This window comes from Paenibacillus sp. GYB006, from assembly GCF_036577645.1.
Taxonomy (GTDB): domain Bacteria; phylum Bacillota; class Bacilli; order Paenibacillales; family Paenibacillaceae; genus Paenibacillus.
The window spans coordinates 1-12,137 of the sequence record NZ_JARBDA010000020.1 but is presented as its reverse complement, the minus strand read 5'-3'; the positions used below and the strand labels follow the sequence as shown (position 1 = coordinate 12,137).

The window sequence follows — 12,137 nt, the reverse complement described above, 5'->3', positions numbered from 1 at the left end:
TACGGCGTCGAGAGTGCATACATTAGCCTAGAGATAAGCACGAGGAGGATATACATGAACCGTATAAAAGCGCAGTGGGCCTACAATTTTTATCGATCAGATAAACCGATTCCTTATGAGGAAGTGGAAGACCACGGAGATGCAGTTGATCTGATTGATCTGCCTTCTGATATTCAAAAAGAACTTCAGGCGGCGATGCCGCAATTTTTTATCACGACGCCAGACCCCGAACATATCGAGTATGAATTGGTACCTAATGAAAGTGAGTTCGTTCTTCCTGCCCTTCAGCCATTAACGGAAATAGAACAGATCAATAAGAGGTTATTTGCCATCAAAGTTCCAGAATTTAAAATTGCAGCATGTAAAAATGCTTTTAAAACCCCATTTGGCAAAGTGAAATTCACTTACCCTTGTTTAAAAAGACGTGACTCTGAACTAACGATCTATGCATATATGAAGTTTCCAAACCATTTGGATCAATTTATAATAAATGAATTACAAGGTTGCTTTGACCTCGCTTCTAATGCAGCGAATGAAGTGGCTGTGGAAGCTTTCCATTCAGGCAAAGGTTCACCGATCGAAAGAGTCATCAAGGCCGTACCTGCAACGATTGAAGTGTTTAAATCTACATTTATTCATTGTGTAGTCAATGCGGAATCTTGGAAGATCATAGAAAATGATGTGGTGTACGGCGTTGATTTTGATCAAACCCGATTAACTGACTGGTATTAAAATGACAGGGCACCTCTTACATGAGGTGTGCAATAGACTGTAGACAAACTAGTTTAAACTAGTTGCCTGCAGTCTTTTTTTTATTTTACCTATGTACTTAAGTGGATGTAATCAGCCCCCAGGCTTTAGGAAAATTCAATTCATTCAAAAAAACATATGAATAAATTTTTATATCATGATAGCATTCGAAATGCACCTAATATAGTTGAAAGAGGAGGAAAGAAGAAATGAATTTTGATATTGAGACTCTGCCAAGTGTTCGCATTGCCTATGTACGACAAGTAGGCCCATATGGTTCTGATAACAACCAGGGAATGCAAAGATTAAAGGAGTGGGCAAAGGAAGAAAATCTGCTTACTGAATCTGCGGTCCTGTTCGGAATTTCACAGGATAATCCCGAAACAACGCCTCCTGAACAATGCCGATATGATGCTTGCATTGTCATCCCCCGAGATTATCAAATGAATAATATCATTAGTGAAAGTGAGCTGCCTTGTGGTGACTATGCTATTTTTAAAATAAAACATACAGCAGAAGATATTCAGAAAGCTTGGAATCAAATCTTCCCTGCGATACAGAGCGGAGGATATCTTATGGATAACAAACCCGTGCTTGAAAGATACAAGGGTGATATGATCCTGGATGATTATTGCGAAATATGTGTGCCTGTAAAAACCGATATAAATTAAATAATCCACGTTACACAAACCGGGATCAAGAGCTTATCTTGTCTCGGTTTTTTTGCATTTTAGTAAACAAAAGTGCTTCGTTCTTAGAATGAATAGGTAATGATATAGAAAATATTGGCTTTGTTTTTGGCTGATAATAAGTTAGCCTTAACAGGGTAAATTTACCTCAGGAGGAAGACAAGTTGTCAAAGAAATCATACATTATCGTATTTATTATACTTTTGGGTGTAATCACAATGATTTACACAAGGGTATATAAAGATGCCGAAATAAAGAATAACCAAAAGCATGAACTTCTGATGTCTTTGTACAAAGAAAAGGATGATACTGCCTTTCTATACATACTGGAACATACGGTATCATCCATTCCACTTGCCGACACATTAGAATCTATAAGCAACACGAAGAAAAATGAGAGACCTGCTAATGTTCAACAATTCATTGAAACTGCCAAAATTCAAGCGACAGAGATTGATGAGCAGTTATTTCTGCTTATAAAATTTAGTGGGTATAATGATAAATTTATTGAGGAATATATGAATACGGGTGGAGAAACGGATACAAAATCTGATGATCCAGATCTATCTTTTTTAACTCATAGATTGACCTGGAATCCCATTCGAACCATTAGTTATGGTTATTGGAAATCGAATCCCAAATTAATAGATGATAGAACTCGTGAATATTTATTATCGTTAGCAGGTGAGCTGCGATCTATGAATGAAAAACTTTCCGAATCAAAAGAGATGGCAACTTCGATGGCTTCTTCTTCAAATTATCCAAGTAACGTAAAAAGATATCTTTTAAAAGAAATACAGCCTTTTATTCTAAATATAGATAAATTGAACCAAGATTTTTATTCGGATTTGAGGATTGCTGGATAAGGACAACGACGGTCAGATCACAGACTTCTTTATCGTTGATCAATCTACAGATTTTACAAGATAGTCTTATGCAGAAAGGAAAATCATACGATGTCAAAGGTATCGAAATTTACGATTATCGGATTAATCATACTTTTGGGTGTGAATACAGTAGTTTTTACGATGGTATATAAAGAGTCTGAAGAGAAGTACGACAATCTAAAGTCACGGTATCAAATGAAAAATGATTCTGGCTTCGCGTACATATTGAAGAATATAGATTCTGTCATCCCACTAGCTGAAACATTAGAAGCGATCAGCAATACAGCAAAAGACGAAAGTCCTACCAAAGTTGTGCAGCTTATTGAAACCGCTAAAAAAGAGGTAGCACATATGGATGAGCAACTGCAGGCACTTATTGAATTCAGTGACGACTATTCGGAAAATGGAAGTCCTGAAATTGTCGTGAATCATACGGTCATGAATACGGAGGAACAATTTAATATATATCTGTCAGCTGACAGCGGGATATGGTGGGTTATAAGATCGATTAGTTATGATTATTGGAAATCTTCCCCCAAAATTATTAATGATAAGGCACGTGAACATTTACGATTACTTGCCGATGAACTGCGTTCTATGGAGAAAACACTTGATATTCTTAAAGAAAACCATACTTCTTCTATTAATTCTATATATGCTGTAGAACTTGCTAAACCCCATGTAGTAGGACAATTAGAGCCTCATTTTAAGAAACTGAACAAATTAAACGAAAATTTAAATGAGAAGTTGGATCGAAAATTAAATGAAGAGTTACATTCAAATTCTGGAGATAAATAGTAGAAATGAGTCATGAAATAAAAGAAATTTATATGAAGAGAATGCAAAAAGCGTACAGTTTGTGGGAGAACGTACGCTTTTTGTTATGCCGCATTTTAAAAATATCCATGACTTACCTTCCCATATTTTTTAGTACCATCATTAAATTGGCTGGCTTTTCTGCGAGTCTCCTAGTGTAATAGGGATACCACATCGTTCCGTAAGGTACATAACATCGCACCCGATATCCTTCCTCTGCTAGTTTCACTTGTTCCTGCATACGAAGTCCATACAGCATTTGAAATTCAAAACGGTCCTTCGGAATATCATGTTCGAGAGCATATTGTTTCGTCCATCTTATGATCTTGTCATCATGAGAAGCGATAGCCGTGTAGACATGGTGATCTAGATGCATCTGGATGATTCGTTTGTACTGCCAGAGTACATCCTTCGTATTCTGATAGGCGATGGAAGAGGATTCCTTATAAGCTCCTTTTACAAGCCGGAGGGGAATGCCTTGATCTATACAATCCTCTACATCTTGTTCCGAACGGTACAAGTAAGCTTGAATGACGGTGCCTGCATTCGTTAACTGTTCCTTGTGGAGCTTCCATACGATTTCTAAAGTAGCATCCGTGTATGGCGAATCTTCCATATCAATCCGGACAAAATTCCGGTGGTATTTTGCTTCCCGAACCACGGCACGGATATGTTCATAACCAATCTCTTTATCTAGAGCGAGACCCATTTGCGTTGGTTTCAAAGATACATTCGCCTCTACCCGAGAGTCCGCAATTGCTTTGATAAGCCGAATGTATTCGTTACGATAGCTCAACGCTTGATCAAGCTTTGTTATTCCTTCCCCTAAATGGTCTAATGTGGCCATGATTCCCTTACTGTTTAGTTTTTTTACTTCTTCAATGGCTCCTTCCAAATCACTTGCGGCAATGAATTTTCTCGCCAAGGACTTGCCGTATCGTAAGGTCAACTTCTCCACCAGCGGATTACCGGAGACGGTGAGCAAGGTTTTTCGGTATAGTTCGGTTCCAATTTTCATGGGTATCAACTCTCCTTCTACGTTTCATATGTATGGGGGAAAGTCAAGATGAATACATATGAAATACAGAACTCTTCTCATTTCGCTTACAACAAAGCAGGGTGCTCACACGCTAGCCAATTGAGAACAAGCCTGACCAGTAATTAGAAGGAGGAACAAATATGCCCGTTCCATTTCAAAATGAACCCTTTACTGACTTTAGTGCTGAAGGAAATCAGACATTGTTTAAAAATGCGCTAAGGCTGGTTGAATCCGAACTTGGCAAGCATTATCCGCTGATCATTGGCGGTAAGGAAATGGAGACCAAAACAAAAGCCATCTCCATAAATCCTTCCCAGAAAGATCAGGTGATTGGGAGTTTATCTCAGGCGGGTGAGGAGCAGGCAGAGCAAGCGATTGTCACAGCCCAAGCGGTATTTGAACATTGGCGCTATACGACTTTCACGGAGAGGGCGAGATACTTATTCAAAGCAGCAACACTGCTTCGCCGGAGAAAGCATGAATTCTCTGCCTGGATGGTATATGAGGCGGGGAAAACGTGGGGGGAGGCAGATGCAGATACGGCAGAAGCCATCGATTTTATGGAATTCTACGCCAGGGAAGCTCAGCGTCTAGCGCAGCCGCAGCCGCTGGTTCATATTGAAGGGGAAGATAATGAGCTATACTACGTGCCGCTGGGGGTAGGAGTGATCATTCCCCCTTGGAACTTCCCGCTTGCGATTATGGCAGGCATGACCACGGCTGCTATTGTATCGGGCAATACGGTGGTGTTGAAACCAGCCAGTACGACTTCCGTTATTGCCGCAAAGTTTGTACAGCTCCTGATCGAAGCAGGGGTACCAAGCGGGGTTGTGAATTTCATACCCGGGGCGGGGAGCGAAATCGGTGACTACCTTGTCGATCATCCACTGACCCGGTTTATTAGTTTCACAGGCTCAAGAGAAGTGGGGCTGCGGATCAATGAACGGGCTGCAAAAACAGCCCCCGGACAGAGATGGATGAAGCGAGTGATTGCGGAAATGGGCGGCAAGGATGCGATTATCGTAGATGAAGGGAGTGATCTCACTGCCGCGGCAGAAGCCATTACTGCCTCCGCATTTGGTTTTGCAGGTCAGAAGTGTTCTGCTTGCTCACGAGCGATTATTCATGAGAGCGTATATGATGAAGTGCTTTCCAAGGTCATTGAGCTTACTCGGAAACTCAAAGTAGGCAGCCCGCTGCAGCCGGAGACAAACGTCGGACCGGTGATTGATCCGCATGCTTTTCGAAAAATTCAAGACTACATCAAGATCGGAAGAACAGAAGGGGAGATTGTGCTTGGAGGAAAGGCAGAGATTAATGATGGGTATTTCATCGAACCGACGATTATTGCGGGGGTAAGTCCTACTTCGCGTGTATCGCAAGAAGAGATTTTTGGTCCTGTCGTGGCATTTACGAAGGCTTCATCCTTCTCAGAAGCACTGCGGTATGCGAACAATACGGAATTTGGACTGACCGGTGCGGTATTCTCCAGAAACCGGACTCATCTAGAACAAGCCAGATCCGTGTTTTTTGCAGGTAACTTGTATTTCAACCGAAAATGTACGGGCGCATTAGTAGGCGTGCATCCTTTTGGTGGATTTAATATGTCGGGAACAGACTCCAAAGCAGGCGGACGGGATTACTTGCTTTTGTTCACACAAGCCAAACTTGTCTCTGAGAAATACTAAATTCCTAATCTAACCCGAGTAAAAAAGAAGCCATGCCCTCTACAGAGGAAACATGGCTTCTTACTATTCATTCTAGCGTGAGCTATCCCATATGAAGGAAACGTTCACCTGCAATACCTGGTGTCGTCATTTGTTCCGGATGCATAATTTCTTGGAGCTCTTCGATTGTCAGCAGTCCTCGCTCTAAAATAATGGAGGTAATCGTCTGCTTGGTACGAAGCGCTTCTTTTACGATTCCAGCCGCTACATCATACCCAAGATGCGGATTTAGAGCGGTAATCATGGTGAAACTTTGATCCAGCACTCGCTTGATATGGTCACGGTTCGCATCCAGTTCCTTAATGGCAAACCGGTGGAATACATCCATTCCGTTATTCATAATCTTGAGCGATTGTAACAGGTTAAAGGCAATAACCGGACCCATTACGTTTAGTTCAAACTGTCCTGCACCGCAGGCCAGCGCGATCGTATGATCGTTACCGATGACCTGGAATGAAATCTGGTTCATGACTTCAACCATCACGGGATTTACTTTACCTGGCATGATGGAGGAACCTGGTTGTCTTGCCGGAAGCAGAAGTTCTGAGAAACCTGCTCTTGGACCGGAGGCCATAAGCCGAATGTCGTTACAAATCTTGGACATATTAACGGCACATACTTTGAGTGCAGCGGACATCTCCAGATACGCATCCGTATTTTGTGTAGCATCTACCAGATCTTCTGCAGTATATAAAGGTAAGCCTGTAATCGCACCGAGATGTTCGGTCACTTTTTGGATATACGCCGTTTTTGCATTTAGCCCCGTACCAACAGCCGTTGCTCCCATATTAATGGAAAGAAGACGTTTGGACGCTTCTTGAAGTCGTTCCATATCTCTAGAGAGCACTTTCGCATAGGCGCCAAATTCTTGTCCCAGTCTAATCGGAACAGCATCCTGCAGATGCGTTCTTCCCACTTTGACTACATCATCGAATTCTACCTGCTTTTGGACAAACCCGCCGTGAAGCTGCTCCATCGTCTGTAAAAGCGTCATTGCATGACGATAGGCTGCAATCCGCAGGGCTGTTGGGATTGCATCATTGGTAGATTGGGACATATTTACATGGTTATTCGGGTTACAGTGAAAATAATCGCCTTTCACTTTAGATAGAAGCTCAAGTCCTCGATTGGCAAGGACTTCATTCATATTCATATTAATGGAGGTGCCTGCACCACCCTGAATGGAATCAACGATAAACTGATCCAGAAGTTGACCTTGCATTACTTCTTCTGCTGCTTTGATAATCACTTCTCCGATTTTCGGCGGCAGCATTTTCATATCCATGTTAGCCATCGCTGCGGCTTTCTTCACAGCGGCGAGAGCAAATATGAGTTCTTTTTCAATAGGTACTCCGGTAATAGGGAAATTATCTACCGCCCGCATCGTTTGAATGCCATAGTAGGCAGACGCAGGAATACTCAGTTCACCAATAAAATCTCGTTCAACTCTTACCGTTTCAGACACAAACGTTCCCTCCAGTAGGAAGCTATTATGATGTAAAATATAGCTTGCGATAGTTTATTGTAAAATATCATCTTTCCACCAAGCAATAATAGTATACATCAATCAGACCTAAAGTTGGAAATAAAATGAAAGCGCAGTCTTTTTATCTCTATAAAATATGATATGCAATGAATCTACCAAAGTGACGAGGATACCAGACCGCCTAATTCATAGATATACATACTTCGTCAAATAACAAAAAAGGGACTGAATCGATTCCAATTTATCAATTATTTGTGTAATATTCCCTTTAGCGAACAAACGAATGATCTGTTCTGTTACTTCGGTTGGCTCTCAGAGACTTATTCCAATGTAAATAAAAGATCGGGGGAGCAGAGTGTATTTCATCTCACGTGGTTTGTCTATATTTGATCCCTTTCATGCCGGGACGTTTGAGTATATGTCAGGTTCTCATGTTACTGTGCTTCTCATTATTTTCGCGCTGCTTTTATTATTGTTCTTATTTAGGTTTCGGTTACGCCGATCACCTCTGCTGAAAGAACTGTTAAGGTGGAGTCTTGCTGCCATTTTAATATTATCGCAACTCACGCTAGAAATATGGTATCAAGGATTTGGACTATGGGATATAAAAAATACGTTGCCGCTTGAACTATGCAGCCTTACGCTTATTTTATCGATTCTGATGCTGGTCACAAAAAGCAGAATCCTGTATATTTTTGTGTTTTATGCGGGAATATGCGGAGCACTGGCTGCCTTGCTCACCCCTAACTTAGCTTATGCTTTTCCGCATTTCCGGTTTATTCAATTTTTTATCGCCCATGGAGCGATTATTTTGTCTGCTCTTTATATGTCGTGGATCGAGAATGAAAAATTATCATTTACATCGGTACCGATCGGTTTTGTCATGCTCAATGTGGCGGCCGGTTTCGTGTGGCTGATCAATCAGATGACAGGAGCGAATTACATGTTCCTCTCACATAAGCCGGATACGCCATCTATCCTGGATCTGCTGGGTCCCTATCCGTTTTATATCGTAATGGAAGAAATACTAGCGCTTATTCTTTTTCTTATGCTGTATGTACTTTTCTTCTATCTTCCTTGGGGCGCAGTGAACCGGGTAGAGGAGAGAAGAGTTACGAATATGTAATCAAATCAGCTGATAGGGTTCCTTATTTTGAAATATGAAACATGTAACATTTGGTTTATAATGGAAATCGGAAAAATCAAAATAATTAAGTACTCATAATAAGGAGGAGGAATCGTTGGCATTACCGTATTTGTATCAATTAACGGTTAATGAAGCAGCACTATTATTTCAGCTGATGGGTATTCCGGAGGGAGAAACACTCCCTGTTATTTTTGGTGCTAATGCATCCAAGGAAGTTATATTTACTGATCAACAGAATTTGATAAAACAGCTGGAGGAAGCCGAACTGCTTCAATCCGCCGAAAAAGAGATTACGCTTGAACCCGGCCTGCTGAATCTCTTACAAGCCTGCAAGTACAGCAGTGCAGTTCTGCTGCTTCAATCAAGCAGTTTAGAAAACAGATCTTCGGTTTCCTATACTTTTATATCTGGTGGCCAGATTGTTCGTATGATTTGGAGTTCAGCTGAAGATAAAGTCGTACTTACTTCATTTCAAGAGAGCCTCAAAGAGTTGTTATCCCTAATAGGGGAGGAACTTCAGCTGCCTGACGTCACTGCACAGGATGTTCGTATTTGTCTGCAGCCTGCGACACTGATACAGCTCCAGGAACAATGGGGTTCAAAAAATATGAATGCGTATGAGTCTATTTTGAGGAGCGACCCAGCGGCGCAGACAGACGCATCCACGGTTGCTTCTTTGATGCAATCTTGCCATTCTATTCAGCAGTGGGGTACATTTGACGCGGTTATTCGAGGGACAGATCTTCGTTCTCGGTCCGTCTATTTTATCGGAAGTACAGCTGCAAACTGGATATTTATTCAGAATGAAGAAAGGCTCATGCAAGGTTATTCTTTGACGGAACCTGAACTGATTCAAACTTTGTACTTAATTGCCGCAGGGACATTAAAAGTACTTGCCCCGGTTTAGCATTGTTGCTACTAAAAAATAAAGCCGAGGAGGAGAAGCATGAGTCGGATCGTAATGAAGTCATCCTATCTGGACACGCTCGCAAGGCAGATCGAACAGGTCTCACAGCAGCTGCAACAGATAGATTCTTCGCTTCACAGTGCTCTAACGGGTACATTATGGCAGTCATCTAACCGTGAGGTCATTATTGGGATGTATCAGTCCCATCAGCGGAATTTTCAGTCCGCAGCCGAGAGCATGAATCAGCTTTCACAATTCGTAAGAACAACTAGAGAACAATTCGAACAGAAGGATCAATCGGGAGGAACATTCGGCCTAACAGGTTTTAATCCGATGGCTCCGATCGATGGTTTGGGTAATATTATGGGAACGGTAACGGGTGCTGCTGCGGTGGCCAGTTTAGGTTATCGGGTGCATAACGGTTATAAGGTCACGCAGAATCTGGATCGAAGAAGCCCGCGTATCTTAGTACGAGACAGCTATAGTTCAGTACAAAATAATCCGATGGTTAACGGACGTCCGCGGCAGCATAAAATTTACTATTTAGATTCGATGGAGAAAGCGATCAAGAACGGAACAGCCTCTCCTAAAATTAAAGAGATCTATGCTATGACTGATCCTTTCTACGGAGCAAAAACAGCACTTAAAGACAAGCTTGGTTGGGCAAGTGTTGGTATAGATGTGTTTACGGACACGAAAGAAAATATAGATAATCATGCTTCCGCTGACAAGATTGCCGGAGATGTTATTGGTAACGTTGTCGTTGGGGGAGCTACCACCGTAGGGGCGACACTCCTGACAGCTGCTATTATGCCTGCGGCAGCACCCGTAATGGCGGTAGGTGCTGTAGGATTCGGCGTCTCGGTAGGGCTGACCTATTTGGCGGAAGGCATCAAGATGGATGTGGATCTTGATAAGGATGGGCAGGATGATTCCTTGAAAGACGTCGTCAAGCATGGTGCCAAAAAAGCCTGGTCTACTGTTTCGGGGTGGTTCAAATAGATGGCGAATCATAAGAAAAACGAAGCCAAAGGAAAGACTTGGGAAGGAACGAATTACGACCGGAGGGCGTTTCAGGACTATCTCTCTATGTATCCGGTGAGTGGCATCAGGCTGAATGCAGGGATACTGGTTCTGTTTTTCCTTAATCTGTTTTTGATCATCCCTGTGATGAGCGTGCCGTATAAACCGATATATGCCTATATTCTATTTCTGCCGCTTGCTGTCATGAATGTATGGGCCATGGCCCTAATAGCTGCTCCCCGAAAGCTTCAACTGAATTATGTCTTGTTTAGAGGTGTGTTCGGTATCGTCTGTTCGCTTGGATTTATGATCGTAACTCAGAAATTTGCTTATGAGGGACTTGGGTTTGAGACTCCTTGGTACGCTCTCGGATCATTTGCGGCCTATGGATTTGCGCTATATCAGTACATCCGCACTCATATCCGGAAACTGAAGCTACCACGTAATAAGAGGGAAGAGGGATCACGTATATCCATGGTGACACTCACCGCATTAACGGGTCTCGGTTATTTGCTCGCCAATCTTTCCTTAATGTTTGTAAGCGAAGATACAGTAGCAATCGTACTCATGTGCGTATACTCCATGCTGGCCTTTGTCATGTTTCATTTTATTCTGGAGCTTCATCGTTATTATTGGCTTAAGCAAACTTATGGAAGTAAGTCCTCACCAGAAAAAGAAAAACATCCGCCCCAACATATATAAAGGAGGTTTCCTGCATTGAATGAATCTATAACGCTTCTCCCCAATGGATCGATCGTTCGATTGAAAGAAGGGAGTAAGAAGCTAGTCATTTATGGACGTAAGCAAATGATGATGACTGAGCCTCCCCGTTCGTTTGACTATATTGGCTGTTTGTATCCGGAAGGTTATATCAATCCTGATTATACGTATGCCTTCAATCATGAGGATATTGAAGAGATCGTATTTACCGGCTTTATCGACGAAGAGGAAGAACAGTTCTCTTCCCGGCTGAAGGAGTCATCCTGATTAGATGCCTAATAAATAAATCCATGGTTCTCCGTATCAAGCTGAGATCCATGGATTTATTTGCTTTGAAGGTCGATTCTTATCTTTAGTGGGATTGATCTGCTTCGCGGAAGCGTGATGCTGTCTGCTGAAGTTCCGTGCTTGTTTCCTGAAGTCCCTTCAGATAGGACTTTACAAGGGAAAGGCTTTCTTGGATGCGCGGGTAGAATTCTTTATGCCGGTCGCCTTCCCATTGTCCATCCGATTGTTGAATAATGGTATTCAACTGCTGAATAATGGTTTGTCCATTCTGAGAAGCTTGAGCAAATTCTTTGGAGAGCTGCTGCAGCTCCTCGGGGTGGAGATTAATTCGCTGATCCATTGTCACTATTCCTTTCCTCCAGGTTAAAGAATCCATGTGCCTTGATTATATATGAGTTATAGCAGAATATAAATTATTTTAATCTTGACGGATTGTCAATCCAAGTGCGACACTTCATACTCAAAAGATTCGTGGGCTGTTTTCCATCCTAAACATTTTCTTGGTCTGTTGTTAATGAGATGGAGGGCATATTCCAATTCTTCATCACATACCTCTGCGAAGTCTTTTCCTTTTGGAAAGAACTCTCGTAACAAGCCGTTTCCATTCTCATTGGAACCTCGTTGCCAAGAAGAATAAGGATCTGCAAAATACACCTTC

The 12,137-nt window shown here is 42.1% G+C and carries 14 protein-coding genes; 10 read left to right on the top strand and 4 right to left on the bottom strand.

The genetic code is table 11. The features are described from left to right. Nucleotides 1–54 precede the first annotated feature (54 nt). The 4 genes from PV403_RS22455 (at nucleotide 55) to PV403_RS22440 (ending at nucleotide 3,124) form a co-directional block, all read left to right on the top strand. Nucleotides 55–732 (top strand): hypothetical protein, encoded by a 678-nt coding sequence (locus tag PV403_RS22455; protein ID WP_213532810.1) that lies wholly within the window; start codon nucleotides 55–57, stop codon nucleotides 730–732. A gap of 227 nt (nucleotides 733–959) precedes the next feature. Continuing rightward, a complete protein-coding gene (locus PV403_RS22450; protein WP_332086041.1) occupies nucleotides 960–1,421 on the top strand; it encodes an AraC family transcriptional regulator in 462 nt (153 codons plus the stop codon). A gap of 182 nt (nucleotides 1,422–1,603) precedes the next feature. Further along, the gene (locus PV403_RS22445; protein ID WP_332086040.1) at nucleotides 1,604–2,305 is read left to right on the top strand and encodes a hypothetical protein; all 702 of its coding nucleotides are present in this window, start codon (nucleotides 1,604–1,606) and stop codon (nucleotides 2,303–2,305) included. Nucleotides 2,306–2,395: 90 nt separating this feature from the next. Next, complete coding sequence (locus PV403_RS22440) at nucleotides 2,396–3,124, top strand: hypothetical protein (RefSeq protein WP_332086039.1); 729 nt, start codon at nucleotides 2,396–2,398, stop codon at nucleotides 3,122–3,124. 112 nt (nucleotides 3,125–3,236) lie between these two features. On the opposite strand, the gene PV403_RS22435 is transcribed toward PV403_RS22440, so the two are convergent. Further along, entirely contained in the window at nucleotides 3,237–4,160 is a 924-nt protein-coding gene (locus tag PV403_RS22435; protein ID WP_332086038.1) for a proline dehydrogenase family protein, read from the bottom strand. A gap of 161 nt (nucleotides 4,161–4,321) precedes the next feature. Between PV403_RS22435 and pruA the strand changes: the two genes are divergently transcribed. Continuing rightward, entirely contained in the window at nucleotides 4,322–5,869 is a 1,548-nt protein-coding gene (gene pruA / locus PV403_RS22430) for an L-glutamate gamma-semialdehyde dehydrogenase (protein WP_332086037.1), read from the top strand. An 82-nt stretch (nucleotides 5,870–5,951) separates the two neighbouring features. Here the strand turns inward: pruA and PV403_RS22425 are convergent, their stop codons facing one another. Beyond that, complete coding sequence (locus PV403_RS22425; RefSeq protein WP_213532816.1) at nucleotides 5,952–7,373, bottom strand: aspartate ammonia-lyase; 1,422 nt, start codon at nucleotides 7,371–7,373, stop codon at nucleotides 5,952–5,954. A gap of 439 nt (nucleotides 7,374–7,812) precedes the next feature. Between PV403_RS22425 and PV403_RS22420 the strand changes: the two genes are divergently transcribed. The 5 genes from PV403_RS22420 (at nucleotide 7,813) to PV403_RS22400 (ending at nucleotide 11,458) form a co-directional block, all read left to right on the top strand. Then, on the top strand, nucleotides 7,813–8,520 hold the full coding sequence (locus PV403_RS22420; protein ID WP_332086036.1) for a YwaF family protein: 708 nt from the start codon (nucleotides 7,813–7,815) through the stop codon (nucleotides 8,518–8,520). 115 nt (nucleotides 8,521–8,635) lie between these two features. After that, nucleotides 8,636–9,448 (top strand): hypothetical protein, encoded by an 813-nt coding sequence (locus PV403_RS22415; RefSeq protein WP_332086035.1) that lies wholly within the window; start codon nucleotides 8,636–8,638, stop codon nucleotides 9,446–9,448. Nucleotides 9,449–9,487: 39 nt separating this feature from the next. Further along, nucleotides 9,488–10,450 (top strand): WXG100 family type VII secretion target, encoded by a 963-nt coding sequence (locus PV403_RS22410; RefSeq protein WP_332086034.1) that lies wholly within the window; start codon nucleotides 9,488–9,490, stop codon nucleotides 10,448–10,450. Then, a complete protein-coding gene (locus PV403_RS22405; protein WP_332086033.1) occupies nucleotides 10,451–11,173 on the top strand; it encodes a hypothetical protein in 723 nt (240 codons plus the stop codon). A gap of 15 nt (nucleotides 11,174–11,188) precedes the next feature. After that, nucleotides 11,189–11,458, top strand: coding sequence for a DUF4176 domain-containing protein (locus PV403_RS22400; protein ID WP_332086032.1), 270 nt, complete (start codon nucleotides 11,189–11,191; stop codon nucleotides 11,456–11,458). A gap of 85 nt (nucleotides 11,459–11,543) precedes the next feature. On the opposite strand, the gene PV403_RS22395 is transcribed toward PV403_RS22400, so the two are convergent. Further along, nucleotides 11,544–11,819, bottom strand: coding sequence for a WXG100 family type VII secretion target (locus PV403_RS22395; RefSeq protein WP_332086066.1), 276 nt, complete (start codon nucleotides 11,817–11,819; stop codon nucleotides 11,544–11,546). Nucleotides 11,820–11,914: 95 nt separating this feature from the next. Then, the coding region (locus PV403_RS22390) for an IS30 family transposase (RefSeq protein ID WP_332086031.1) at nucleotides 11,915–12,137 on the bottom strand (223 nt) is incomplete at its 5' end.

Coding starts and splice junctions, on each gene's coding strand:
- PV403_RS22435 (WP_332086038.1), bottom strand. CDS start 4,160: ATGAAAATTGGAACCGAACTATACCGAAAAACCTTGCTCACCGTCTCC.
- PV403_RS22395 (WP_332086066.1), bottom strand. CDS start 11,819: ATGGATCAGCGAATTAATCTCCACCCCGAGGAGCTGCAGCAGCTCTCC.
- PV403_RS22405 (WP_332086033.1), top strand. CDS start 10,451: ATGGCGAATCATAAGAAAAACGAAGCCAAAGGAAAGACTTGGGAAGGA.
- pruA (WP_332086037.1), top strand. CDS start 4,322: ATGCCCGTTCCATTTCAAAATGAACCCTTTACTGACTTTAGTGCTGAA.
- PV403_RS22420 (WP_332086036.1), top strand. CDS start 7,813: ATGTCAGGTTCTCATGTTACTGTGCTTCTCATTATTTTCGCGCTGCTT.
- PV403_RS22450 (WP_332086041.1), top strand. CDS start 960: ATGAATTTTGATATTGAGACTCTGCCAAGTGTTCGCATTGCCTATGTA.
- PV403_RS22410 (WP_332086034.1), top strand. CDS start 9,488: ATGAGTCGGATCGTAATGAAGTCATCCTATCTGGACACGCTCGCAAGG.
- PV403_RS22455 (WP_213532810.1), top strand. CDS start 55: ATGAACCGTATAAAAGCGCAGTGGGCCTACAATTTTTATCGATCAGAT.
- PV403_RS22440 (WP_332086039.1), top strand. CDS start 2,396: ATGTCAAAGGTATCGAAATTTACGATTATCGGATTAATCATACTTTTG.